Annotated in this window: 20 protein-coding genes; 11 read left to right on the top strand and 9 right to left on the bottom strand. The window is 66.6% G+C overall.

What is annotated here, in order from left to right:
• Positions 1 to 160: 160 nt before the first annotated feature.
• The 3 genes from YQ44_RS26760 to YQ44_RS26750 are packed head-to-tail and all read right to left on the bottom strand — an operon-like array spanning position 161 to position 3,482.
• A complete protein-coding gene (locus YQ44_RS26760; RefSeq protein ID WP_071325962.1) occupies positions 161 to 1,534 on the bottom strand; it encodes a sigma 54-interacting transcriptional regulator in 1,374 nt (457 codons plus the stop codon).
• Complete coding sequence (locus YQ44_RS26755) at positions 1,531 to 2,073, bottom strand: hypothetical protein (RefSeq protein ID WP_071325961.1); 543 nt, start codon at positions 2,071 to 2,073, stop codon at positions 1,531 to 1,533. The genes YQ44_RS26760 and YQ44_RS26755 overlap by 4 nt, the downstream gene beginning before the upstream one ends.
• Positions 2,070 to 3,482, bottom strand: coding sequence for a HAMP domain-containing sensor histidine kinase (locus YQ44_RS26750; RefSeq protein WP_071326778.1), 1,413 nt, complete (start codon positions 3,480 to 3,482; stop codon positions 2,070 to 2,072). Before YQ44_RS26750 ends, YQ44_RS26755 begins: the two co-directional genes overlap by 4 nt.
• A 292-nt stretch (positions 3,483 to 3,774) precedes the next feature.
• Here YQ44_RS26750 and YQ44_RS26745 point away from each other — a divergent pair, with 292 nt between their 5' ends.
• Positions 3,775 to 6,645, top strand: a complete 2,871-nt coding sequence (locus YQ44_RS26745) for an insulinase family protein (RefSeq protein ID WP_071325960.1) — start codon at positions 3,775 to 3,777, stop codon at positions 6,643 to 6,645.
• Positions 6,646 to 6,705: 60 nt separating this feature from the next.
• On the opposite strand, the gene YQ44_RS26740 is transcribed toward YQ44_RS26745, so the two are convergent.
• Both YQ44_RS26740 and YQ44_RS26735 read right to left on the bottom strand, forming a co-directional pair.
• Positions 6,706 to 7,110, bottom strand: a complete 405-nt coding sequence (locus YQ44_RS26740; RefSeq protein WP_071326777.1) for a VOC family protein — start codon at positions 7,108 to 7,110, stop codon at positions 6,706 to 6,708.
• A gap of 55 nt (positions 7,111 to 7,165) precedes the next feature.
• Positions 7,166 to 8,056, bottom strand: a complete 891-nt coding sequence (locus YQ44_RS26735; protein WP_071326776.1) for a helix-turn-helix transcriptional regulator — start codon at positions 8,054 to 8,056, stop codon at positions 7,166 to 7,168.
• Positions 8,057 to 8,185: 129 nt separating this feature from the next.
• Between YQ44_RS26735 and YQ44_RS26730 the strand changes: the two genes are divergently transcribed.
• Positions 8,186 to 9,229 (top strand): class I SAM-dependent methyltransferase, encoded by a 1,044-nt coding sequence (locus YQ44_RS26730; protein WP_071326775.1) that lies wholly within the window; start codon positions 8,186 to 8,188, stop codon positions 9,227 to 9,229.
• A gap of 166 nt (positions 9,230 to 9,395) precedes the next feature.
• The gene (locus YQ44_RS26725; RefSeq protein ID WP_071325959.1) at positions 9,396 to 10,148 is read left to right on the top strand and encodes an SDR family oxidoreductase; all 753 of its coding nucleotides are present in this window, start codon (positions 9,396 to 9,398) and stop codon (positions 10,146 to 10,148) included.
• Here the strand turns inward: YQ44_RS26725 and YQ44_RS26720 are convergent.
• On the bottom strand, positions 10,145 to 11,044 hold the full coding sequence (locus YQ44_RS26720) for a LysR substrate-binding domain-containing protein (protein WP_071325958.1): 900 nt from the start codon (positions 11,042 to 11,044) through the stop codon (positions 10,145 to 10,147). The genes YQ44_RS26725 and YQ44_RS26720 overlap by 4 nt on opposite strands.
• A 107-nt stretch (positions 11,045 to 11,151) precedes the next feature.
• Between YQ44_RS26720 and YQ44_RS26715 the strand changes: the two genes are divergently transcribed.
• Positions 11,152 to 12,438 carry an MFS transporter gene (locus tag YQ44_RS26715; RefSeq protein WP_071325957.1) on the top strand — a complete coding sequence of 429 codons (1,287 nt, stop codon included), beginning with the start codon at positions 11,152 to 11,154 and terminating at the stop codon, positions 12,436 to 12,438.
• On the opposite strand, the gene YQ44_RS26710 is transcribed toward YQ44_RS26715, so the two are convergent.
• Entirely contained in the window at positions 12,425 to 13,084 is a 660-nt protein-coding gene (locus YQ44_RS26710) for a helix-turn-helix transcriptional regulator (RefSeq protein WP_071325956.1), read from the bottom strand. The two genes, YQ44_RS26715 and YQ44_RS26710, sit on opposite strands and share 14 nt — an antisense overlap.
• Before the next feature lie 123 nt (positions 13,085 to 13,207).
• On the opposite strand from YQ44_RS26710, the gene YQ44_RS26705 reads away from it, so the two are divergent.
• From YQ44_RS26705 to YQ44_RS26685, 5 genes are all read left to right on the top strand, one after another.
• Complete coding sequence (locus YQ44_RS26705) at positions 13,208 to 13,687, top strand: DUF2165 family protein (protein WP_071325955.1); 480 nt, start codon at positions 13,208 to 13,210, stop codon at positions 13,685 to 13,687.
• A gap of 62 nt (positions 13,688 to 13,749) precedes the next feature.
• Positions 13,750 to 14,859, top strand: a complete 1,110-nt coding sequence (locus tag YQ44_RS26700; RefSeq protein WP_071325954.1) for an efflux RND transporter periplasmic adaptor subunit — start codon at positions 13,750 to 13,752, stop codon at positions 14,857 to 14,859.
• 15 nt (positions 14,860 to 14,874) lie between these two features.
• Entirely contained in the window at positions 14,875 to 17,976 is a 3,102-nt protein-coding gene (locus YQ44_RS26695) for a MexW/MexI family multidrug efflux RND transporter permease subunit (protein ID WP_071325953.1), read from the top strand.
• A gap of 9 nt (positions 17,977 to 17,985) precedes the next feature.
• Positions 17,986 to 19,371, top strand: coding sequence for an efflux transporter outer membrane subunit (locus tag YQ44_RS26690; RefSeq protein ID WP_071325952.1), 1,386 nt, complete (start codon positions 17,986 to 17,988; stop codon positions 19,369 to 19,371).
• Between the two features lie 25 nt (positions 19,372 to 19,396).
• Positions 19,397 to 19,972, top strand: coding sequence for a DUF1349 domain-containing protein (locus tag YQ44_RS26685; protein WP_071325951.1), 576 nt, complete (start codon positions 19,397 to 19,399; stop codon positions 19,970 to 19,972).
• A gap of 1 nt (position 19,973) precedes the next feature.
• Here YQ44_RS26685 and YQ44_RS26680 read toward each other — a convergent pair whose 3' ends face one another.
• Positions 19,974 to 20,384, bottom strand: a complete 411-nt coding sequence (locus YQ44_RS26680; protein WP_071325950.1) for a DUF4440 domain-containing protein — start codon at positions 20,382 to 20,384, stop codon at positions 19,974 to 19,976.
• Entirely contained in the window at positions 20,381 to 21,802 is a 1,422-nt protein-coding gene (locus YQ44_RS26675; RefSeq protein WP_071325949.1) for an MFS transporter, read from the bottom strand. The genes YQ44_RS26680 and YQ44_RS26675 overlap by 4 nt, the downstream gene beginning before the upstream one ends.
• 127 nt (positions 21,803 to 21,929) lie before the next feature.
• Between YQ44_RS26675 and YQ44_RS26670 the strand changes: the two genes are divergently transcribed.
• Together YQ44_RS26670 and YQ44_RS26665 are read left to right on the top strand one after the other, a co-directional pair.
• Positions 21,930 to 22,832, top strand: a complete 903-nt coding sequence (locus YQ44_RS26670; protein WP_071325948.1) for a LysR family transcriptional regulator — start codon at positions 21,930 to 21,932, stop codon at positions 22,830 to 22,832.
• Positions 22,833 to 22,971: 139 nt separating this feature from the next.
• Positions 22,972 to 23,808: a hypothetical protein gene (locus YQ44_RS26665; RefSeq protein WP_083412057.1), complete on the top strand. Its 837-nt coding sequence runs from the start codon at positions 22,972 to 22,974 to the stop codon at positions 23,806 to 23,808.
• Positions 23,809 to 23,848: the final 40 nt, after the last annotated feature.

Genomic DNA, 23,848 nt, shown 5'->3' with positions numbered 1-23,848 from the left:
TCAAAATCAATGACTTAGCATCACATTCGATTTTTCCGGCCCATTTCGCGGCGCGCCGGCGCGAAAATCGGGGCTTTTTGTCGCCAGGCGGCGACAACTTATGGCAGCAATGGCAATGTTTTTGACTAAGCCCCTGATTTAACAGGCTTTATTTTTGTCGCTATTCAGCGACAGGGTCGCCATCCGTGCGGAACAGGGCCGGCGTCAGCTCGTATTTCTGCAGTAAACGGTAGAACTCCGTGCGGTTGCGGTCGGCCAGGCGGGCCGCATCGGCCACGTTGCCATCCGTCAGGCGCAGCAACTGGATCAGGTAATCGCGCTCGAAGCGCTGCTTGGCCTCGTTGTAGCTGAGCGCCTCGAGCGACGGCACGCGCAGCGCGCGCTGCACCAGGGTCAACGGCACCAGCGGCGCCGTCGCCAGCGCGCACACTTGCTCGACCACATTGACCAGCTGGCGCACATTGCCGGGCCACGGCGCGGCCACCAGCGCCGTCAAGGCGTCGGGCGCGAAGCCGTTCAGGGGTTTCTGGTACTTGGCCGCCAGCTTGTGCAGGAAATGGTTCGCCAGCAAGGCGATGTCTTCGCGGCGCTCGGCCAGCGGCGGCAGGGTCAGGGTGACGACGTTCAGGCGGTAATACAGGTCTTCGCGGAATTGCCCTTCCGCCATGGCGACGTCGAGGTCGCGGTGCGTGGCCGACAGCAGGCGCACGTCGACGGGACGCGTCTGGTCGGCGCCGACGGGACGCACGGCCCGCTCCTGCAGCACGCGCAGCAACTTCACTTGCAGCGGCAAGGGCATGTCGCCGATCTCGTCCAGGAACAGGGTGCCGCCATCGGCCGCCAGGAACAAGCCTTCGCGGTTGCCGACGGCGCCCGTAAACGAGCCCTTCACGTGGCCGAACAGTTCCGATTCCAGCAGTTGCTCGGGAATGGCGCCGCAGTTGACGGCGATGAACGGCGCCTTGGCGCGGCGGCTGGCGTTGTGCAGCGCGCGCGCCAGCAACTCCTTGCCCGTACCGCTGGGGCCGCGGATCAGGATGCTGGCATCGGACCCCGCCACCAGCTTGGCTTCGGCCAGCAGCTCGGCCATCTGCGCACTGCGGCTGATCAGTTCGGCGCGCCAGCTCTCGTCGCTCGAGGCGGCCGCCGGCATGACGGTGGACAGGTTGACGGCGTAGGCAACCTTTTCCATCAGCAACTTGCCGTCGAACGGTTTCGTCAGGTAGGCAAACGCGCCGCGTGCCGTCGCTTCGACGGCGTCGGGAATGGTGCCGTGCGCCGTCAGCAGGATCACGGGCAGGGCCGAATGCTGGCGGCGGATTTCATCGAACAGGGCCAGGCCGTCACGGCCCGGCAGTTGCACGTCGGTAATGACCAGCGCCGGCAATTCCACGGCCAGGCGCGCCAGCGCCGCTTCCGCGCTGCCGACGGCCGTGACGCGGTAGTTGCCGGCCTGCAGGCGGATGGTCAGCAGGCGCAGCAGGTCGGGGTCGTCGTCGACCAACAGGATGTGGGCATGCGTCTGGGCATTCATTTCGGCGCTCCCGCGGCGGGGCGCACGGACAGGCTGCGCTCGATGTTCTTCAGCGCTTCAAGTTTTTCATTGAGCTGGTCGATGCGCCGCTGGGCGTCGCGCAGCTGGCCATTGAGTTTCTCGATGCTGTCTTCCTGGCGCCGCAAGTCCGCATACTGGCTGCTGAGCATTTGCGCCAGCGGTGCCAATACCTGCTCGTCCCTGCCCGTCGCCGTGGCCAGCGGCTCGAGCAAGGCTTGCGCGCGGGCCAGGTCGCCGGGGCCGCGCAGGGTTGCCTGCAGCATGGCGCGGCGCAGCGTGTTATACGGCGCGTGATCGGCCTTCGCCAGGTCGAGCTGGGCTTTCACCAGTTCCGACGGCGTCATCAGGCGCAAGGCATTCTGGTATGCCAGCAACTCGCCCAGCTTGGGATCGGTCACCACCACCACGCGCGGCGGCGTCTGCACCAGCACGGGCGTCTGTTGGGCGGGCTTGGCGGCGCAAGCGCCCAATAGCACTACGCAGGCGGCCATGCCGGCCAGGGAAATTCTCGTCATCATAAGGGCAGTTCTATCCGAAAATGCGCGCCGGCCTGGCGCGGTAAAAGAGTGACGCTGCCATCGTGGGCGGCGATATATTCGCGCACGATGGACAGGCCGATGCCATTGCCGTTGCGCGCGCCGGCCGCCTGGCGCAGCCCCTGGTAAAACGGTTCGAAGATGCGGGCGACATCCTCGGGCGCCACGCCGGCACCCTCGTCGGTGCAGTCGATGCGCGCACGCCCCGCCTCGCGGGACAGGCTGAAGCGCACTGTGCCGCCTTCCGGGCTGAAGCGCACGGCGTTCGACAGGATGTTCGCCAGGGCCGTGGCCAGCTTGTCGCGGTCGGCCTGCACGATCAGCGAGGCGCCCGCCACCTCGACGCTCAGGCGACGCGCCTGCCATTGCAGGCGCTGCTCCGCCACCACCTCTTGCAGCAAGACCAGCAAGTCCACCTTGCTGTGCGCCAGGTGCTGGGCGTCGAAGGCGGCGGTATTGTAGCGCAGCAAGTCCTCGATCTGGTTTTGCAGCGACGCCGTGTTTTGTTGCAGGATGCCGGCGATTTCACGCTGACCATCGCTGAGCTTGCCCGCCACCTCGTCTTCCAGCAAGGCCACGCCTTCGCGCAGGGCCGCCAGCGGCGTTTTCAATTCGTGCGAGATATGTCGCAGGAAACGTTCCTTGTCGGCATCGAGGTCGGCCAGGCGCTGGCGCAGCCAGTCCAGCTGCTGGCCCAGGCGGCGCGTGTCGGCCGGGCCGCCGACGACGATGCGCTGGTCATAGCGCTTGTCGCCGAGGCGCTCGATGGCCGTCTCGATGCGGCGCAACGGACGCGACAGCAAGAAGCCGAAGCAGGTGGCCAGCACGGCCGCCAGCAGCACGGCGCCGATCACCAGCGCACCGAGCAGGCGGCGCTGGCGCTCGAGTTCGACCAGCAAGGCGTCGTTGCGGCTGCCGATTTCCGTCTTGCTTTCGCGCGCCAGGGTGTCATTGATCTGCGTCATGCGGGCAAACGCGCGGTACACGACGGCATGGCCATCGCGCTTGCGGCGCTTTCCCGCCTGCAACACCTCCCACGCCGCCTGCGCCTGCGCCGTCCACTCGTCGGCCAGCTGCGGGGCGAACTCGGGCGTGGCGCGGTTCAGCAGTTGCAGGGCCGCCGTGGCCTCGTCGCGGGCCGCCGCATAACGCTCGCGGAAGACGGGGTCGTCGAGCACGAGGAATTGGCGCGCGCTGCGCTCCATGGCCAGCGTGCGCTCGGACAGGCGCTGCGACTGTTCCGTCAGGGTAATCGCCTGCGCCGCCGTCTCGCGCCCCAGCCGCGCCAGGTGTTCCAGGGTCAGCAAGGCTTGCACGGAGGTGGCCGTCAAGATGCCGGCCGTCAGGATGAAGGCGGCGAATAACAGTTGGCGAAAGGAAAGTCTGGACACGGTAACGGCCTTCGGTGCGGTCTGCGGAGCAAAAGGCGCATGGTACGCTAAGCCTTCCATGCGGGGAGCCACCGACCCCAAAGTGGCCTATCTTACAATATTGCAGCGCTACACGGCGCCTGGCGGCCTTCCACGGCGGCGCAGGACTACTCCTAGTACAATAGGGAAAAACTTCACACAGGCATCAACGTGGCTGGCTAGCCCTGGCGTTTCGCCACTTTGTCCCCAGATGTGATGCATGCCCACCGCAATCCGAATTTCCGAATCACCTACCGCAGAGATCCCATACCGCATGAGCACATTTGAAAAAGTCAGCAGCAACTTCATTCCAGTCTTGCAGGCGACCATCGAGCAATACGTCGACCCGGCAACGGGCATGCGCCATATCCACATGCATACCGAACAGGCTGAAATGGTGTTCCTGGTGGCCTTTCCCACTGTGCCTGAGGTAAGCGACGGCCGCGCCCACATCCTCGAGCACCTGGCCCTGTGCGGCTCGGCCCGCTATCCGGTGCGCGATCCCTTCTTCTCGATGCTGCGCCGCTCGACGGCCACCTTCATGAATGCGATGACGTATCCGGACCGCACCGTGTACCCGTTCGCCAGCACGGACCGCAAGGATTTCTTCAACCTGCTCGACGTGTACCTCGATGCGGCCTTCTTCCCGAACCTCGATTACCTGAATTTCCGCCAGGAAGGCTGGCGCCATGCGTTCGAAGGCGACAAGCTGGTGTACCAGGGCATCGTCTTCAATGAAATGAAGGGCGCCTTCAACAGCCCCATGCGCGCGCTCGACAGCGGCATCGCCAGCACCTTGCTCAAGGGCACGACGTATGAAGTGGAATCGGGTGGCGATCCCCTGGTGATCCCGGAACTCACGCATGCCATGCTGAAGGAATTCCACGCCAGCCACTACCACCCGTCGCAAGCCGTGATCATGACTTCCGGCAATATCGAAGCGTCGGCCGTGCAGGAGCAGGTGGCCGAGCGCGTGCTGTCCAAGCTGAGCGGCTTTAGCCCGCGCCGCCTGCCGCAGCTGGCGCCGGCCTGGACGGCGCCGCAGGAAAACGAAGTGAAAATTCCATCGCAGGAAGCACGCGACGATGAATTCGGCCTGCAGTTCGCCTGGCTGATGGGCGAGTCGAGCGACCCCATCGCCTACTACCACGCGCACCTGCTGTCGCACGGCTTGCTGGGCGAATCGTCGGCGCCCGTCATGCGCGCCATGGAATCGGCCGGCTATGGCCGCCCGTCGGACATGAATGGCCGCGACGCCGGCATCCGCCAGATGGTGTTCCACATCGGCATGGAAGGCTTGACCGAGGAACAGATCGCCGATGCGCACCAGCGCATCTGGACGGCACTGGAAGAAACGGCGGAAGAGGGCATCCCGGCCGCCGTGCTGCACGCGGCCTTGCGCGACATCAAGTACAGCCAGCGCGAAATCAGCAGCGGCCGCATGCCTTACGGCCTGGGCCGTTTGCTGCACGCCTTGCCGCTGGCCATGTATGGCGGCGACGTGATGGACGCCTTCGACAATGCGGCCATCCTGGAAACCCTGGAACAGCAAATTGAAGATCCGGCATTCTTCAAGCAACTGGTGCGCGAGCTGATCGCCAACCCGACCCGCCTGACCACGCGCGTGGTGCCCGATAGCGCCTTCTTCACGGACCGCGCCGCGCAGGAAGACGCCAAGCTGGCGGCCCTGCAGGCGAGCCTGACGGATGCCGAACGCGAACACATCATCGCCGAATCGGCGGCGCTGGAAGCGCACCAGCAATTGCCGTCGAATTCGGAAGTCTTGCCGCGCATCCGCCCCGGCGACGTCAGTGCGCTGCCGCGCCCGGCACTGCCGATTCCCCCGGCCGTCGACGGCGCCGTGGCGTTCAGTATCGCCTCGAACGGCATCAGCTACGCCAACGTGCTGTACGACGTGTCGGGCCTGCCGGAAGCGTCGTGGCCATGGCTGCGCCTGTACACGGACCTGGCGCCGGAACTGGGCGTGGGCGACATGTCGTTCGACGACGCCAGCGCCTGGCGCCAGAGCATGGTGCCATCGTTCCACATCGGCCTGGAGGCCATTCCCCGCCCGCAACAGGCGATGCGCGTGGAATTGTCGTTCTCGGCCAGCGGCTTGCGCGAAGAACACGTGGCGATTGCCGCCGTGCTGTCGGCGTGGATCGCCAAGCCCCGCTTCGATGAAGAAGAACGTCTGGCTTTCCTGATCGAAAGCCTGGTGCAGGACAAACTCTCGAGCCTGGCCGAATCGGGCAACCGCTACGCCATGCTGGCGTCGACGGCGCCGCTGTCGGCCACGCGCCGCTTCGACGACATCGTCGGCGGCCCGGCCGCGTTGCCGTTCTACCGCCGCTTGCAGCAGCTGAGCAAGACGTCGGCGGGCTTGCAGGAAATCGCGCGCGAGCTCGACACCTTGCACGCCCACATCATCGCCCAGCCGCCGACCGTGCTGTGTGCGGGACTGGAGCAGGATGGCGAAGTCCTGGCGCGCCTGCTGGAATTGCCGGCCGCCACTGCCGACACGGCCGCGCCAGTGGAAGTGCCGACGCCAGCAGCATTGCCGCTGGCCAATACGGCGCTGCATGCGACGAGCCAGATCAACCATTGCTTCGTTTCCTGGGCCGTGCCCGGCGTGCACAATCCGGACGCCTCGGCCCTGGCCGTCGCGGCCGAACTGATGACGAACCAGGTGCTGCATACGGCCCTGCGCGAAAAAGGCGGCGCATATGGCGGCAGCGCCAGCTATGCGGCCGGCGCCGGCACGTTCACCCTGAGCTCCTACCGCGATCCGCGCCTGGCCGGCACGTTCGCCGACTTCGGCACGACCCTGGAACAGATCCTCGACGGCGACTTCTCGCAAGAGCAGGTGGAAGAAGCCATCATCTGCGTCATCAAGGGCCTCGACAAGCCGCATTCGCCCTACGCGGAAGCGCTGACGGCGTGGAACATGCAGCAACGGGGCACGACGGAAGCCGTGCGCCAGCAGTTCCGCAGCGGCGTGCTGAACTGCACCTTGAGCCAGATCAAGGATGTCACACGCACCTGGCTGAAAAACGGCCAGCCTAGCCGCGCCGCGTTTGCGGGCAACACGACGCAAGACCTGGCCGGGCTGGAAGTGGTCGACCTGCTGGCGCTGGCGTCCTAAACTGGCCAGGCGAATCATGTCGGATTACGCGGCGCGCCGCCGCTAATCCGACCTGCGCCGCTATTGCGGTATTGCGCTCGGCTCCATGTACATCAGTTCCCACTGGTGCCCATCCGGGTCCTGGAAGCTGTGGCCATACATGAAGCCGAAATCGATGGGCTCCTTGTAGATGCTGCCGCCCGCCTTGACGGCCTTCGCCACCAGCTCATCGACTTCGCCGCGCCTCTCGGCCGACAGGCACACCAGCACTTCCGTCGCCACCTTGGTATCACACAGCTGCTTGGGCGTGAATTGTCTGAACTTATCTTCTGTCAGCAACATGACAAAGATATCGTCGGCAACGATCATGCACGTCGCCGTTTCATCGGTGAAATGGGCGTTGAAACTGAAGCCCAGCGCCGTGAAAAACGCCACGGAACGCTCGAGCGACTGCACGGGCAGATTGACAAAGATTTTACGGGCCATCATGTCTCCTTGAGGTGAGATGAAAAATGCTGCCCGCCGATTCTACACCGGCTTTTTACGTGCCCGCGCGTCCCACGCTCTTCGGCGTATAGCCGAAATAGCGCGCAAAGGCGGTGCTGAAATTGGCAGGGTGGCGATAGCCCGTTTGCCAGCCCGCCTGCGCCACCTGGTAACCATTTTCCAATAGCAACTTGGCCCGCTGCATGCGCAGCGCCAGCAGGGTGCGCTGCGGACTGTCGTTGTAACGGTAGCGCCACCCCTGCTTGAGCTTGAACAAGCTCAGGCCCACTTGCGCGCACAGGTAAGCGAGCGTGAGTTCCTGCGCCATCTGCTCCTGCATCAGCGCATATGCGCGCTCGAGCCGGGCGATATCGTCCTCGCGCCAGCGCGGCACGCGCACGGGCGCCGGGCGCAAGGCTTCCAGCTGCTCCGCCAACAGACTGAGCACGCCGATATGCACGGCCAGCGGGTCCGTCGCGCGCAGCAGCGAGCGGGCGTGCAGTGCGGAGGCAGCCGTGGTGGCCGCATGCGCCAGCTGGCGCGCGCCGCCGTGGGGCAGCAGCGAAGACAGTCCCGGCTGCCAATAGCGCGCCAGCGCGTGCTCGTCGACCAGCACGCGCAATTGCGCCGCCCTGTGCTTCGCCTCGAAACGGCGCTCGCCGCGCGTATGGCGAAACACCGTCACCGTCGTATGGCCGCCCTGGAAACGCAATTGCCCGCCATCGCGCGTGGCGTAGGCGGACGCGCCTTCGAGGCCGATGGTGATCACGAGGCCGCCCGCATCGGCATGGTTCGACTGTTCGACGAGCGCCAGGCGCGGACGGTAGTCGGAATGCACGAGCAGCAAGCCGTCATCCACCTGCCGCTGGTCGGCGCGGCAGGCACCCATCCCCGGATCCAGCTGGCGCCGCGTCCAGCCAGCCGCTTCCCTGTCGTGTTCCATCATCGCTTCCCCCCTGTCCTGGTGCGCCGTCGCGCAGACGAAATGCGCCGTTTCGCACACAAATGCAAATGATAATTATTCTCATTGTTGCATAAAATGAGCGGCATGCCCACCATATCGAAAGGAAGCACCATGTCGTTCACCTCACAGCACGCCTTGCAACCGTATTGGGACCTGGCCGTCGCGCCCATCCAGGCCGATGCGCTGGCCGCCGCCCTGGAACTCGGTATTTTCGAGGTGCTGGCGACGCCGCACACGCCGGCGCAGCTGGCCGAGACCTTGTCGCTGCATGCGCCGCACACGGCGCTGCTGCTGGAATTACTGTGGAGCATGCAGGTGCTCGAGCGCGGCGTGGCCCCCAGCGCCGGCGATACCGCGGCCAGCTACCGCTGCGCGGCCACCACCTTGCAATATTTCTGCCGCTCCTCGGCCGCCTTTTGCGGCGATGCCTGGCTGTACCGGCTGCATGCGCTGCGCCATTTCGCCACGCAGCTGGGCCCCCTCGTGCGCGACGGCGGCAAGGTGGCGCCCTACCGCACGGCCACTGGCGTCAACTGGGCCGCCGCCGCGCAGCAGCAAATCGGCCAGGAGCAGCGCGCCGTCACCATGCGCGCGGCCCTGTCCGTGATGCAGCGCATCGCGCCATTTGCGGCAGGCGCGACACCATTGCGCCTGCTCGACCTCGGCGGCGGTCCCGGCTGGGTTGCCATTGCGCTGGCGCAAGCCCACGCCGGCCTGCGCGGCTGCGTCTTCGACTGGCCTGAAACCGTGGCCGTGGCGGCCGCGAATATCGCTCACGCGCAACTATCTGAACGCCTCGAGACCCTGGGCGGCGACCTGGCGAGCGACGACATCGGCGGCGGCTACGACCTCATCTGGTGCTCGTCCGTGCTGCACTTCGTGCCCGACATGCCAGCGGCCTTGCGCAAGATGCGCGCGGCGCTGAAACCGGGCGGTGTGCTCGTGTGCGTGCAGGCGGAAATCGCCGCCACGCCGGAAGCGGCGGCCCGGGTGCTGCCCTACTATTTGCCGATGCGCATGCTGGGTCGCGCCGTCACGCGACAGGGCGAATTGGCGCAGCACGTGCGCGACGCCGGCTTTGCACGCGTCGAGCAATACCAGGCCAGCGATTTCCCCATGGCGCCCGTGCAGGTACTGATCGCGCACACCGCATAATTATCATTATTGCAGCAAATACGCTAAGCTATGCCTGCCGCGTGGCCGCTTCCTGACGATGCCTGGTTCGCCAGTACCGCCGCACTGCGCGCGATACGCCGCATGGCGTTCGCATCCTCGATCGATGTCATCCGCAGCACGGTGCTGCCTCCATAAGGAATCCATCATGAGTCAAGCAATTGCAGGGAAAGTCGTCGTCATCACCGGTGCCAGCAGCGGCCTGGGCGAAGCCACCGCGCGCCACCTGGCGGCACTGGGCGCCTCCGTCGTGCTCGGCGCACGGCGCATGGATCTGCTCAACACCATCGCCGAGGAAATCACGGCCGCCGGCGGCCAGGCGGCCGTCGTGCAGACCGACGTGACCCAGGCTGGCGACCTCAAACGCCTGATCGACACGGCGCTGGCCGTGTTCGGCAAGGTCGACGTGCTGGTCAACAATGCGGGGCTGATGGCCATCGCCCCCATCGACGCGCTGAAGGTCGAGGAATGGGAGCGCATGATCGATATCAACATCAAGGGCGTGCTGTACGGTATCGCCGCCGCCCTGCCGCATTTCCGCGCGCAAAACAGCGGCCACTTCATCAACATCTCGTCGGTGGCGGGCGCGAAAGTGTTCAGCCCCGGCGGCACCGTCTACAGCGGCACCAAGTTTGCCGTCAGCGCCATTTCGGAAGGCTTGCGCCATGAACTGGCCGCCAGCGGCGGCACCATCCGCACCACCACCATCCTGCCGGGCGCCGTGGACACGGAACTGGCCGGCGGCAGCAGCCACGCGGAAAGCGCGGCTGGCTTGCAAGAGTTTTACAAGCAAGCCATTCCCGCCGACGCCGTGGCCCGCGCCGTCGCGTATGCGATCGAGCAGCCGGACGGCGTGAGCATCAATGAAATCGTGCTGCGCCCGACGGTGCAAGAGTTTTAAGCGTCGCCATCCTGTAGCGAGGCGACGATCAGGGCCGCCAGCCGTTCGACGGGCGGCCTGGGCGTGGCGGCGCCATACAGCAATTCCAGCGCCAGCGCGGGCAGGGCGGGCAAGCCGGCCTCCCCCTCGTCGAGGGCGCGCACGGTGGACGGCAAGCCCTGGCTGGTGCGTACCGTCACGCCCAGCCCGGCCGCCGCGGCCGCCCACAGGCCCGCCAGGCTGGGACTGGTAAACGCCGTGCGCCAGGCGATGCCGGCCCGGTCCAGCGCCTGCGTGGCGCAGCGCTGGAACAGGCATTCGCGGTCGAACGTAATCAAGGGCAAGGGTTCGCCCGAGTCGGGCCGCCATGCCAGGCTGGACGAGGCGATCCAGCGCATGTCCGGCTCGGCGATGCGTTGCCGTTGCAGCAGCGGATAGTCGGCCACGTCGGCGATGCAGGCGCCGCCCCACAACAGGGCCAGGTCCAGCTGGCCCATGGCCAGCCGCTCCATCAGCTCCGTGTTGCGCGCCACGTGCGCTTCGATGCGCACCTTCGGATGGGCGCGCGCAAAGCGGCCCAGCACGTCCGGCAGCAGCGCTTCGCCAAAATCCTCCTGCAGCCCCAGCTTGATCCAGCCTTCCAGCTCCACGCCGCGCAAGGCAACGGCCGCCTCGTCATTGAGTTCCAGCAAGCGGCGCGCATAGCCGAGCAGGACTTCGCCGGCCGGCGTCAGGGCCAGTCCCCGGCCATCCTTGCGGAACAGGGGCAGGCCCGCTTGCTCCTCGAGCTTTTTCAGCTGCGCGCTGACGGCCGAAGTGGAGCGGCCCACCTTGTCGGCCGCGCGGGCAAAGCTGCCCAGCTCGACGCCGGCCACATAGCTGCGCAGGAAGGCGATGTCGAAATTGAGCAGGCTCATGGCATAAATCGTCCGCTTTTATGGGATGGTGGATCGTAAATTATCTGATATTCAGAATGATCGTAGCGCGCAACACTGTCAGGGTCAACCACTATCCTTCAATGACCATGAGCACTGCCTGCCCCGCCGCCCCATCCGATCTGTCCGCCCCCGCCCTGGGCGCCGCGCACCGCTGGAAGGTGCTGGCCGTCGGCGTGGCCGCCAACGCCAGCTTTTCCGCCGCCGCCAACGGCATGCCCACGACGGCCATCTGGCTGCGCAGCGGCTATCACCTGAGCAATACGCAACTGGGGGTGGCGCTGGGCGCCATGGGCCTGGGCGTGGCCCTGTCTGAATTGCCGTGGGGCATGGCCACCGACCGCTGGGGCGACCGCCCCGTGCTGCTGACAGGCTTGCTGGGCACCATGCTGGCGCTGCTGGCCCTGCTTTTCTGGATCACGCCGGCTGACGGCACGGTGCCGCCGTTGTGGGCGCTGGCGGCCGGGTTGGCGGCAGTCGGCGTGCTGGGCGGCAGCGTGAACGGCGCCAGCGGCCGCGCCGTGATGCGCTGGTTCGGCGCCGGCGAACGCGGTTTCGCCATGAGCATCCGCCAGACAGCCGTGCCGCTCGGCGGCGGCCTCGGCGCGCTCGTCCTGCCCAACCTGGCGTCGCGCTACGGCTTCATGCCCGTCTTCGGCGCCCTGGCCTGCGTATGCGCACTGTCAGCGTTTTTTACATGGCGGTGGATGCATGAGCCCGATTTCTCTGCCGAGGCCGCCACGGGCCCGCACATCGCGTCCACGGGCCTGTCTGATGCCAGGCCTGCGGCGCCGCTGCAAGGTCCACTCAAAAACCGCGGAGTCTGGCGCATGGTGGCCGCCATCGGCTTGCTGTGCGTGCCGCAGTTTGCCGTGCTCAGCTATGCCACCGTGTTCCTGCACGACCATGGCCACCTGGGCCTGGCGGCCATCACGACCGTGATGGTGGCCCTGCAGGCGGGCGCCATGGCGATGCGCATCTGGAGTGGACGCTACACGGACCGCCATGCGAACCGGCCCGCCTACCTGCGCGGCTCGGCCCTGGTGGCACTGGCCACCTTCGTGCTGCTGGGCATTGCTGCCGCGTGCCAGGCGCCGGGCTGGCTGCTGATGGCCGCCGTGGCGCTCTCCGGCATCGCCGTTTCCGCCTGGCATGGTGTGGCCTACACGGAACTGGCAACGCTGGCTGGCGCGGCCAGCGCGGGCACGGCCCTGGGCATGGCGAACACGGCCGTGTACGTGGGCCTGTTCCTCACGCCCATCGCCATCCCCCACCTGCTGGCGGCCAGCAACTGGTCCGTCGTCTGGTGGCTGGCGGGCCTGGTGGCGCTGCTGGCCCGGCCCCTGTTTCCCAAGGTTTCACTCAAGACACGGTAGAAATGCGGTAGATGCAGCGCATCGCATTCGTCAATACATGCTGCTCGCGCACGATGGTCGCGCCCGGCCCCACCACTTCCTGGAACAGCTGGAGTTCGGAGCGGCAAAAGCCCTGGCAGGTGCGCGCGGCGGCGCAGATGGGGCAATGGTCTTCGATCAGCAGCCAGTCTTCGCCGTCTTCCTCCACGCGCGCCATATAGCCCTCTTCGTCGCGCACGGCCGCCAGCTGTCGCAGCCGCGTGGGCAAGTCCGGCGCCCAGCACGCCAAGGCATACGCGCCGCGGCTTTCCTCTTCGCGCTGGGTGATCAGCTTGTCCAGCCCCGCCTCGCCGAACAGCTGGCGCACGGAACCGATCAGCTTGATCGTCAGCTGCGCATGCGTGTCGGGAAAGCGCGCATGGCCCGCCTCCGTCAAGACCCAGTTCTGGCGCGGCCGTCCGGCGCCCGCCTGCGCTTCCTGGCGCCCCTCGATGAGACCGGCCGCCACCAGCTTTTGCACTTGCTGGCGCGCCGCCTCGCCCGTCATGTCCAGCGTCTTGGCCAGGGTGGCCGTGGAGACGGGACCCTTGGTCTTGATGAAATACAGGATGCGCTCCGTCGTTTGCGGCGCCTCTTGATTATCCAAACGTTTACTTGTGTAATTCATTTCACTCAACTATCATGGGACCAGTTAACCAACTAATTGCTTGCATAATAGGCCGGTAGCTCCCCGCTGTCGAGGAGTTTCCACGTCTGCTTGCCGGCAAGACACTCTCTCGACTGGAATACCATGCAGCTGCAGCACTCCATCTGGCTGTTTCACGCCATCCTCGCCACCGGCCTGGCCACCTGGCTGAGCCTGGCCACCGTCAACAACCTGCACGCCTTCCACGGCGCCGTCTGGGCCATCGGCAACACCATGCGCATGGACCCGCTGCGCCAGGATCCGACCATCGAAACGCCGCTGCTGCGCCGCGCGCTCACTTCGCTGCTCCTGCACCGCCTGAGCCTGCTGACGGTGCTGGCGCTGCAACTGCTGGCCGCCATCGCCGCCTGGACCGGCGTGGCGCTGTTGCTCGGCGCTTCCCTGGACGAAGCACTGCCCTGGCTGAACCTGGCCCTGTGCGCCATGGCCGCCTTCCTGCTGCTGATGCACCTGGGCGGCCTGTGGTTCGGCTACTGGATCGCGCAGGAAGGCTTGCAGACGACGCACCTGGTGCTGCTGCTGTGGAGCATCGCCCTGTTCTTTCTCTTTAATTTTCACTTCTAACGCGCAGCGGACCTGACCAGCCTCCGCTGCGCCTCTTTTTCCCCGCCGTAAAGGACTTCATCATGAATACGAAAATCGTCGGCGCTTCCGCGCTGGCCGTCGCGCTGGCCGTCGCCGGCGCCGCGCTCTACCCCCGCGCCGCGTCACACGCCGCGGCGCATGCGGCCGATGCCGCCACGTCCGCCACCAAGGTGGCGCTGGTGCCCGTCGTGCTGGGCACGCAGGAACGTTACTTCACGGGCGTGGGCGAGCTCGAAGCGGCGCGCCAGGTGCAGGTGGCCGCCGAGACGGGCGGGCGCGTCACGCAAATCCGCTTCGAGTCGGGCCAGCACGTGGCCGCCGGCGCCATCCTCGTGCAGCTCAATGACGCCCAGGAACAGGCGGTCCTGCTGCGCCAGCGCGCACAGCTGAAAAACGCGGAAAGCAGCCATGCCCGCACCGTGCAGATGGTCAGGGAAAAGGCTGCCACGCAGGAGCAGCTCGACGCCGCCGTGGCCGCGCGCGACGCCGCCCTGGGCGACGTGCGCCAGACAGAGGCGCTGATCGCGCAAAAGACCATCCGCGCGCCGTTCGCGGGCCAGCTGGGCATCCGCAAGGTGCATGTGGGCCAGTACCTGAACGCGGCCGACACGGTGGCCAGCCTGATCGACACGAAGTCGCTGCTGGTGAACTTCGCCCTCGATGAACAGAGCAGCGCGAAACTGGCGCCGGGGCAGGCCGTGCAAGTGCTGGTGGACGCGTACCCCGCCGACGTCTTCACGGCGAAGATCAACGCCATCGACCCGCTGATCGTCCGCTCGCGCATGGTGCAGGTGCAGGCGGCGCTGGGCAATCCGCGCGGCGCCTTGAAGGCCGGCATGTACGCGAATGTGCGCGTGGCGCGCGAAGCTGGCCAGCAGCTGACGGTGCCGGAAACGGCGGTGACCTACAGCGCGTATGGCGACACGGTTTTCGTCGCGCAGCAGGAGGGCAGGCAGCCGCTCACCGTCAAGCGCGTGGGCGTCAAGCTGGGCGAGCGGGCCGGGGGCCGCGTGGCCATCCTGGACGGCTTGCGCGAAGGTCAGCGCGTGGTCGCCTCGGGCCAGCTGAAACTGGCCGACGGCATGGCCGTGCAAGCCGTGGCCAATACCCTGGACGAGGCGAAACGCGCCGCGCCCAAATCCGGTTCGTAAGGGAAGGCCGCCACCATGAAATTTACCGATTTATTCGTGCGCCGCCCCGTGCTGGCGCTGGTGATCAGCACCCTGATCCTGATGCTGGGCGTGATCGCCATCAAGCAGCTGCCGATCCGCCAGTATCCGATGCTCGAATCGTCCACCATCACGGTAAAGACCACGTATCCGGGCGCCTCGGCGGAACTGATGCAGGGCTTCGTCACGCAGCCCATTGCGCAAGCCGTGTCGTCGGTGGAAGGCATCGACTACCTGACGTCGTCCTCGGTACAGGGCAGCAGCACCGTCACCGTGCGCATGGAATTGAACCGCGATTCCACGCAGGCGTTGACGGAAGTCATGGCCAAGGTCAACCAGGTGCGCTATAAATTGCCGGAAGGCGCCTTTGACCCCGTCATCGAGCGCGCGGCCGGCGATTCCTCGGCCGTCGCCTATGTCGGCTTTGCCAGCGAGAGCGTGTCCGCGCCCGCGCTGACGGACTACCTGGCGCGCGTGGTGCAGCCCATGTTCGCCACCATCGACGGCGTGGCCAAGGTCGACGTGTATGGCGGCCAGCAGCTGGCCATGCGTTTGTGGATCGACCCGGCAAAACTGGCAGCGCGCGGCTTGACGGCGGCCGACGTGGCCGACGCCGTGCGGCGCAATAACTACCAGGCGGCACCCGGCAAGGTGAAGGGACAGTTCGTCGTCTCGAACATCAGCGTCAACACGGATCTCACCAGCGTGGCGGAGTTCCGCGACATGGTCGTCAAGAAGGGCGGCGATGACAGCGCCGCCCTCGTGCGGCTGAAGGACGTGGGCACGGTGGAACTGGGCGCGGCCGCCACGGAAACGAGCGGCATCATGGACGGCGTGCCGGCCGTGTACCTGGGCCTGTCGCCCACGCCCGGCGGCAATCCGCTGGTGATCGTCGACGGCATCAGGAAGCTGCTGCCCGAGATCCAGAAAACCCTGCCGCCCGGCGTGAAGGTCGAACTGGCGTTCGAGACGGCGCGCTTCATCCAGTCGTCGATCGACGAGGTGGCGCACACGCTGCTCGAAGCGCTGCTCATCGTCGTCATCGTCATTTATTTGTGCATGGGTTCCCTGCGCTCGGTGCTGATTCCCGTCGTGACGATCCCGCTGTCGATGCTGGGCGCGGCGGCGCTGATGCTGGCCTTCGGCTTCAGCATCAATCTGCTCACCCTGCTGGCGATGGTGCTGGCCGTGGGCCTGGTGGTCGACGACGCCATCGTGGTGGTGGAAAACGTGCACCGGCATATCGAGGAAGGCAAGACGCCCGTGGCGGCCGCCCTGGTGGGCGCGCGCGAAGTGGCCGGCCCCGTCATCGCCATGACCATCACGCTGGCGGCCGTGTATGCGCCGATCGGCATGATGGGGGGCCTCACCGGCGCGCTGTTCAAGGAATTCGCGCTGACCCTGGCCGGCGCCGTGGTGGTGTCGGGCGTGGTGGCGCTGACGTTATCTCCCGTGATGAGCTCCTTGCTGCTGCAGCCGAAACAGGCGGAAGGGCGCATGGCGCGCGCCGCCGAGCATTTCTTCGCGGGCCTGACCAGCCGCTATGCACGGCTGCTGGACCGCTCGCTGCACCACCGCTGGCTGAGCGCCGGTTTCGCCGCGCTGGTGATGGTCAGCTTGCCCTTCCTGTACCTGCTGCCGCAGCGCGAACTGGCGCCGGCGGAAGACCAGGCCAGCGTCTTGACGGCGATCAAGGCGCCGCAGCACGCCAATCTCGATTACGTGGAACGCTTCTCGTACAAGCTCGATGACATCTACAAGAATATCCCCGAAACGCACTCGCGCTGGATCATCAACGGCGGCGAAGGGCCGGCATCGAGCATCGGCGGCATCAACCTGACGCCGTGGGCCGAGCGCTCGCGCAACGCGGCCGTCATCCAGGCCGAACTGCAGCACGCCGTGGGCGACGTGGAAGGCACCAGCATCTTCGCCTTCCAGCTGGCGCCCCTGCCGGGATCGAGCGGCGGCTTGCCCGTGCAGATGGTCTTGCGCAGCGCGCAGGACTACGCCACCCTGTTCCGCACCATGGAAGACGTCAAGCAGCGCGCGCGCGATAGCGGCCTGTTTGCCGTCGTCGACAGCGACCTCGATTACAACAACCCGGTAGTCAAGGTGCGCGTCGACCGCTCCAAGGCGAACAGCCTGGGCATCCGCATGCAGGACATCGGCGAATCGCTGGCCGTGCTGGTGGGCGAGAATTACCTGAACCGCTTCGGCATGGATGGCCGCGCATATGACGTCATCGCGCAAAGCCCGCGCGAGCAGAGATTGACGGCGCAAGCCCTGACGCAGCAGTACGTGCGCGCCGACGACGGCAGCCTGCTGCCCCTGTCCGCCGTCGTCTCGGTGAGCGAGCAGATCGAGCCGAACATGCTGACGCAGTTCAACCAGCAAAATGCGGCCACCTTCCAGGGCGTGCCGGCGCCGGGCGTGACCCTGGGCGACGCCGTCGCCTTCCTCGACGGCGTGGCGCAAACCCTGCCGCCGGGCTTCAGCTACGACTGGCAATCCGATGCGCGCCAGTTCGCCACGGAAGGCAATGCGCTGCTGATGGCCTTCCTGGCCGCCGTGGTGGTCATTTACCTGGTGCTGGCGGCCCAGTATGAAAGCCTGACGGACCCGCTGATCATCCTGATCACGGTGCCGCTGTCGATCTGCGGCGCGCTGATTCCGCTGGCGCTCGGCTACGCCACCGTCAATATCTACACGCAGATCGGCCTCGTGACCCTGATCGGCCTGATCAGCAAGCACGGCATTTTGATGGTGGAGTTTGCCAACGAATTGCAGGTGCATGAAGGGCTGGACCGCCTCAGCGCCATCCGCAAGGCGGCGCAGATCCGTTTGCGTCCCATTTTGATGACGACGGCCGCCATGGTGGTGGGCCTGGTGCCGCTGCTGTTCGCCTCCGGCGCCGGCGCCAACAGCCGCTTCGGCCTGGGCGTGGTGATCGTTTCGGGCATGTTGATCGGCACTTTCTTCACCCTGTTCGTGCTGCCTACCGTGTACACCTTCCTCGCCCGCCGCCATACGGCCGACGATGCCACGCCGCGCGCCCGCGACCTGTCGCAGGCGCTGGCGCAAGACGCTGCGCCGCACTAAGGAATCCACATGAAAAAACTGCTCTTCCCCCTCTCTATCATGTCTGTGCTGGCCGGCTGCGCCGTCAGCCCCGCCTACGTCACGCCGGGCACGCCCGACATCACTCTGGCCAGCCCGCAGCAAACGCAATTCGCGCCCGGTCAAACGGCAGCCAGCGCCGCCTGGTGGACCTTCTTTGACGATGCGCGCCTGTCGCGGCTGATCGCCAGCGCCCTGAAGCACAACCTCGATATCGCGCAGGCGCAGGCGAATCTGCTGGCCGCGCGCGCCGTCTTCGACGAGCGCCGCCTCGATGAACTGCCCGCCGTGACGGGCCAGGCGGGATGGCGGCGCAGCGTGCAGCAGGACGCCCCCGATAGCCGCGCCGCCACTGCGAATACGCGCGTGGGTTTCGACGCGCAATGGGAGATCGACCTGTTCGGCCGCCTGGCGCACATCAGCCGCTCGGCACAGGCGCGCGCCGATGCGGCGCAGGCCGATTTGCGCCAGGCGCAGCTGACGATTGCCGCCGAGGTGGCGCGCAATTACTACGAGGCGCTGGGCTACCAGCAAAACCTGGCGCTGACGCAGGCGCAGGTGCGCAGCTGGCAGGACACGGTGGCCCTGATCGACGCGCGCATCCGCGCCGGCAGCGGCTTGCCGGAAGAACGCCACAATGCGCTGGCCAACCTGGCCCGCAGCGAGGCGGCCATTCCCCCCCTGCAGGCGGGCTTGCGCCAGGCGCAGTACCGGCTCGATGTGCTGAGCGGCCAGGCGCCGGGCGCCATCGCCCTGGCCACCGCGCCACGGCAGGAAGCGCCGCTGGCGGGCCAGCTGCCGCTGGGCGACGTCAACCAGCTGATCAAGCGGCGCCCCGACGTGGTGCGCGCCGAGCGCCTGCTGGCCGCCTCCAGCGAAGACGTGGGGGCCGCCACGGCCGAGCTGTATCCGCGCCTGAGCCTGGGCGGTTTCCTGGGCTTCTTCGCGCTGCGCGGCAGCGGCGTCTTCGACGGCGGCGCGCGCGCGGTCGAGGTGGCCCCCATCGTCAGCTATCCGGCCTTCCGCCTGGGCAGCGTCAAGGCGCGCCTGCGCGGTACGCAAGCCGAGGCGCAGGGCGCCCTGGCGCGCTATGAACAGACGATGTTGCTGGCGCAGGAGGAGGTGGAAAACGCCGTCACGCAACTGGCGGAAAACCAGGCGCGCCTGGCCTCGTTGCTGCAGTCGGCGCGCCACGGCAACGCGGCCCTCGGCATCGCCAGCACGCGCTACGCGGGCGGCGCCGGCAGCTACCAGGCGGTGCTGGAAAACCAGCGCGCCTTGTTCGATATCCGCCGCGAAGCGCTGCTGGCGGAAACGGCGTCCTACATCGATGCGATCGCCCTGTACAAGGCGCTGGGATGGGGGCACACTATGTGATTCTATTTGCTCGGAAAGGGGCGCGATGTTCACGCAAGGCAGCTGGTTGAATCCACCGGAAACATGGTCCGCCGACGCGGCGCAATTGCGCGTGACGACGGATGCCAACACGGATTTCTGGCGCAGGACCTCGTATGGCTTTATCCGCGACAGCGGCCACTTTTTCGGCACCGAAACCGACGGCGATTTTACGGCGCAGCTGCACGTGGCGGCGCAGTATGCGTCGCTGTACGACCAGGCCGGCTTGATGGTGCGCATCGATGCGGAAAACTGGATCAAATGCGGCGTCGAATTTTCCGATGGCCAGCTGCTGCTGAGCAGCGTGCTGACGCTGGAAAAATCCGACTGGGCCGTCAGTGTGGCGCCCGCCATGCCCGACGGTTTCTGGCTGCGCGTGACGGTGGCGCAAGGCGTGATCCGCGTGCAGTATTCGACCGATGGCCAGCGCTGGCCGCTGCTGCGCCTGGCGCCGTTTCCCGAGGCCCGCAACTACCTCGTCGGCCCCATGTGCTGCACGCCGGAGCGCGGCGGCCTGGAAGTGGTTTTTTCCCGGTTTTCCATCGCTCCGGCGCAGCAAAAGGACTTGCACGATCTGAGCTAGATCAGGTGTCCGCTTGCGCTGCCCATGTTTCGTGCAAATGGCGCCACAGCAGCGTTCCAGCCGCTGTCTTCTCATACACGACGGTCGACAGGCGCTGCGTGTTGTCACCGCCGGGCAGCGACTGCCACTCGCGGTAAGTCACGCTGGCGCCGGCGGCGCTTTCCTGGATCAGCTGCAAGTCCGTGATGCGCATGGAAAGGCCCGGACGGCTGCCGCCGGCGGCGCGGAAAAATGCCGTCAATCCGGCAAAATCGAGCTGCTTGCCGCCGGGCGCCACCAGCGTGAAATCGGGGGAAAACCGCGCGAGTAAATCGGTGCAGTTTTCCGCTGCCGCCGCCTCGCCGGAGAGCCACTCGCGGATCAGCACATGCGTGGACAGGACGTCGTCAAAATAGGGGGTCGATGCAGTCATTTTTTGCTTGCTCCATGGTGATGTAAAAGATTGAGAACGGCGCGGTTATCGAGGCGCATGCACAGCGCCAGCGGCAGCACGCACGACGCGGCGGCGAGGGCAAAGCACCAGTGAAAAATCCGCGCCGCGCGCAGGTGCTGCGCGGGGTCCTCCAGCGAGGCCATGCCATGCGCCGCCAGCAGGCCATTCAGCAGCACGCTGAGCAGCGCCACGCCCAGGCAAAAGCCCAGCTGGCGGTTGATATTCCACACGGCGCTGGCCTGGCTCAGCTGCGCATCGGGCGTGTGCAAAAACGCCGTGCTTTGCGCCGTGCTGCTGCACAAGCCGCCGCCAAAACCCATCACGGCATACGCGCCGGCCAGCCAGAACAGCTGGTCCGCCGCGTCCACCCACAGCAGCATCAGCATGCCCGCCGCCTGCAGCAGGGCGCCGGCGATAAACAGGGGCTGCGGTCCGACGCGGCGATAGCTTTTGCCAGTGAGCGAAATGGCGCCGAACGAAGCCAGCGCCCACGGCAGCATCAGCGCGCCCGCCGTCGACGCCGTCATGCCCAGCACGCCCTGCAGGTACAGCATGGCCAGCAGGCTCACGCCCATGAACACGCCCGGCACCAGCAGATACATGAGCATGGAAATGCGCAGCAGCGGCTCGGCGGCCAGGCGCAGGTTCAGCAGCGGCGAGGATTTGCGCAGCGCGCCGCGCACATAGCCCCACGCGCACGCCACGCCCAGCGCCAGCACGCCGGCGCCGGCCAACGCGTCGTCCGGCGTGCCGAGCATGGTCAGGCCCAGCAACAGCAGCACGATGGCCAGGCTGCCCGCCGCCAGGCCCGCCACGTCGAGACGGGGCACGGCCGCGCGCGGCGGGTCCGGGCGCAGCCAGCAGGCGGCCAGCAGCAGCGCCAGCGCGGCAAACGGCACGTTCAGGTAAAAGATCCAGCGCCACGACAGGCTGTCGACGATGACGCCGCCCAGGGCCGGGGAGAGGGCGGGTGCCAGCAAACCCACCAGCATGATGACGGAGGACAGGCCGGGGCGCTCGGCAGGGCGGTACAGCTGGTAGGTCATGCTTTGCCCCAGCGGGATCAGCAGGCCGCCGCCGAGGCCCTGCACGCAGCGCCAGACGATCAGCGCCTCGATCGATGGCGCCAGGCCGGCGCCGATGCTGGCGCATAAAAAAGTTAGCAACGATGCCATGAACACGGTTTTGCTGCCATAATAGGCAGCCAGCCAGGCGCTGGCGGGGATGACGATGGTCAGGCCGACGATGTAGGCCGTGCTGATCCAGGCCAGCTGCGCCACCGATGCGCCAAACGCGTGGCCGATGTCGGGATAGGCGACGCTGGTGATGAACATGTTGATCAGGTCGACGAAAAACCCCAGCAGATAGATGGCCGCCACCTTTTTGCGATAGTCCATGGTGCTCCGAATGGCAAACGGCCAGCATAAGCGTCCAGCGCCATTTGCGTAACGGGCCAGCCCCGATTACACTGTCAAATAAATTTTGACAAAGCCCTGAAAACCGCATTTCTACTTACTCTTCATCATGATCAGTCTCGACCGTTTGGGTATTTTCATCGCCATCGTCGACGCCGGCTCGCTGACGGCCGCCGCCGCCGTGCTGGGCCAGAGCAAGGCCGTCGTCAGTTTCAACCTGAAACAGCTGGAGGCGGAGCTGGGCGTGTCGCTGCTCACGCGCAGCACGCGCAGCCTGGCCCTGACGGACGTGGGGCGGCGCTTTTATGAGGATTGCCAGCGCGTGCTCAGCGAAGCGCAGGGCGCCATCGAAACGGCGCGCCAGGGCCACCAGGGCTTGCGCGGCACCTTGCGCCTGACCACCACCGTCGAGTACGGCAGCCGCACGGTGATTCCCGCGCTGATCGCCTTTGCCGCGGCCCACCCGCAGCTGCAGATCCAGCATTCCTCGTCGTCGTCGCATGAAGACCTGATCTCCGGACGCTACGACGTGGCCATCCGCATGGGTTCGCTCAACGATTCGAGCTACCGCGCCTCGCTCGTCGAGCATTACGCCATCTGGCCCGTGGCGTCGCCCGCCTACCTGGCCAGCCTGCCCGGCAAGGGCATCGCCACCCTGGACGACTTGCAGCGCGCGCGCTGGCTGGCGCACAGCCGCCTGGCGGCGCCGCTGCGCTGGGACGTGCAGACGCCGGACGGCCCGGCCGCCTTCGCCGCGCAGGACGACGCCGCCATCCACTCCGACTCCGCCTCGGCCCTGCTGGGCTTTGCCCTGGGCGGCTGCGGCGTGGCCCTGCTGCCGCAATGGCAGGTGGAAGCGGAGGTGCGCGCGGGACGCCTGCGCCGCCTGCTGCCCGACGTCGTCTTCCCGCAGCAGGGCGTGTATGCCGTGTATCCGAACACCCAGCATATTGCCGAGAAAGTGCGCGCCTTCATCGATTTCCTGCGCGCCCACGTCGGCACGCCGGACTGAGGTTCCACGTGGCGCCACGGCGCGTATGTTATGTCGTTAACACTTGTTGAATATAACGATTTCCAAGGGGCAAACGGGCGCCCATTTCGTGTGTCACGGCCTACACTGAAAGGACGTTGTTCACCGATTGGAGACCATCATGGCACACACATTGGCAGCAGTTTTTGTCCTGCGCGACATGGCCGAACGCGCGCGGCACGACCTGATCACGGCTGGCCTGCCCGGCGCCAGCATCCGCCTGCACGATGCGGGCAGCGACGAATTTTCCGCTATGGAAAACCTCCGCCGCGACGAGAGCGACAGCCTGCTCGACAATATCAAGCATTTCTTCGGCGATCTGTTCGGCAGCCACGCCGACCGCCACATCTACGCGGAAGCCGTGCGGCGCGGGCATGTCGTGCTGACACTGGAAGGAGCGAGCGACGCCGATATCCAGCGCGCCACCGACATCGTCGAGCGCTATGCGCCGCTCGATATCGACGCGCATGCGGACAGCTGGCGCGCCGGCGGCTGGCAGGGCGCCCCGCTGCAGGGCGATAGCGCGATGCGCCAGGGCGCCAGCATGCAGTCCGGCGCGCCGTCGCAGCAGGGCGCATCCTCCGTCAACATGAACGAGGCGCCAGGGTCGCAGCAATTTGCCGGCGACATGGCGTCGTCGTCGCCGCCGTCCAGCCCCGGCGCCAACGCGCGCCGCTACCCGGGCGCCGACAACCTGCCAGGCACCAGCTACGACGACGAGCAGTATTACCGCAACCACTGGAGCAGCCAGTATGCGGCCAGCGGCGCGCGCTTCGACGACTACGATCCCGCCTACCGCTATGGCCATTCGATGGCGGGCAGCGACAGCTACCGCGGGCAAAGCTGGGAGCAGGTGGAGCCCGAACTGCGCAGCAACTGGGAGCACACGTATCCGCAATCGGCGTGGGACGACTTCAAGGCGGCCGTCAGGCATGGCTGGGAGCGCGTGACCTCCTGAGCGCTGCCCTCGGCGCAGGGCGACACGGGCACGCCAGGGC

Source organism: Janthinobacterium sp. 1_2014MBL_MicDiv (assembly GCF_001865675.1).
Taxonomy (GTDB): Bacteria; Pseudomonadota; Gammaproteobacteria; order Burkholderiales; family Burkholderiaceae_D; genus Janthinobacterium.
This window is presented reverse-complemented; position numbering and strand designations above follow the sequence as displayed.

What these genes read in the sequence shown, in the direction of transcription:
- YQ44_RS26730 (WP_071326775.1), top strand. Translation starts at nt 8,186, where the DNA reads ATGTCGTTCACCTCACAGCACGCCTTGCAACCGTATTGGGACCTGGCC.
- YQ44_RS26705 (WP_071325955.1), top strand. Translation starts at nt 13,208, where the DNA reads ATGCAGCTGCAGCACTCCATCTGGCTGTTTCACGCCATCCTCGCCACC.
- YQ44_RS26690 (WP_071325952.1), top strand. Translation starts at nt 17,986, where the DNA reads ATGAAAAAACTGCTCTTCCCCCTCTCTATCATGTCTGTGCTGGCCGGC.
- YQ44_RS26675 (WP_071325949.1), bottom strand. Translation starts at nt 21,802, where the DNA reads ATGGACTATCGCAAAAAGGTGGCGGCCATCTATCTGCTGGGGTTTTTC.
- YQ44_RS26760 (WP_071325962.1), bottom strand. Translation starts at nt 1,534, where the DNA reads ATGAATGCCCAGACGCATGCCCACATCCTGTTGGTCGACGACGACCCC.
- YQ44_RS26735 (WP_071326776.1), bottom strand. Translation starts at nt 8,056, where the DNA reads ATGATGGAACACGACAGGGAAGCGGCTGGCTGGACGCGGCGCCAGCTG.
- YQ44_RS26665 (WP_083412057.1), top strand. Translation starts at nt 22,972, where the DNA reads ATGGCACACACATTGGCAGCAGTTTTTGTCCTGCGCGACATGGCCGAA.
- YQ44_RS26710 (WP_071325956.1), bottom strand. Translation starts at nt 13,084, where the DNA reads ATGAATTACACAAGTAAACGTTTGGATAATCAAGAGGCGCCGCAAACG.
- YQ44_RS26670 (WP_071325948.1), top strand. Translation starts at nt 21,930, where the DNA reads ATGATCAGTCTCGACCGTTTGGGTATTTTCATCGCCATCGTCGACGCC.
- YQ44_RS26755 (WP_071325961.1), bottom strand. Translation starts at nt 2,073, where the DNA reads ATGATGACGAGAATTTCCCTGGCCGGCATGGCCGCCTGCGTAGTGCTA.
- YQ44_RS26700 (WP_071325954.1), top strand. Translation starts at nt 13,750, where the DNA reads ATGAATACGAAAATCGTCGGCGCTTCCGCGCTGGCCGTCGCGCTGGCC.
- YQ44_RS26695 (WP_071325953.1), top strand. Translation starts at nt 14,875, where the DNA reads ATGAAATTTACCGATTTATTCGTGCGCCGCCCCGTGCTGGCGCTGGTG.
- YQ44_RS26740 (WP_071326777.1), bottom strand. Translation starts at nt 7,110, where the DNA reads ATGGCCCGTAAAATCTTTGTCAATCTGCCCGTGCAGTCGCTCGAGCGT.
- YQ44_RS26745 (WP_071325960.1), top strand. Translation starts at nt 3,775, where the DNA reads ATGAGCACATTTGAAAAAGTCAGCAGCAACTTCATTCCAGTCTTGCAG.
- YQ44_RS26725 (WP_071325959.1), top strand. Translation starts at nt 9,396, where the DNA reads ATGAGTCAAGCAATTGCAGGGAAAGTCGTCGTCATCACCGGTGCCAGC.
- YQ44_RS26680 (WP_071325950.1), bottom strand. Translation starts at nt 20,384, where the DNA reads ATGACTGCATCGACCCCCTATTTTGACGACGTCCTGTCCACGCATGTG.
- YQ44_RS26720 (WP_071325958.1), bottom strand. Translation starts at nt 11,044, where the DNA reads ATGAGCCTGCTCAATTTCGACATCGCCTTCCTGCGCAGCTATGTGGCC.
- YQ44_RS26685 (WP_071325951.1), top strand. Translation starts at nt 19,397, where the DNA reads ATGTTCACGCAAGGCAGCTGGTTGAATCCACCGGAAACATGGTCCGCC.
- YQ44_RS26715 (WP_071325957.1), top strand. Translation starts at nt 11,152, where the DNA reads ATGAGCACTGCCTGCCCCGCCGCCCCATCCGATCTGTCCGCCCCCGCC.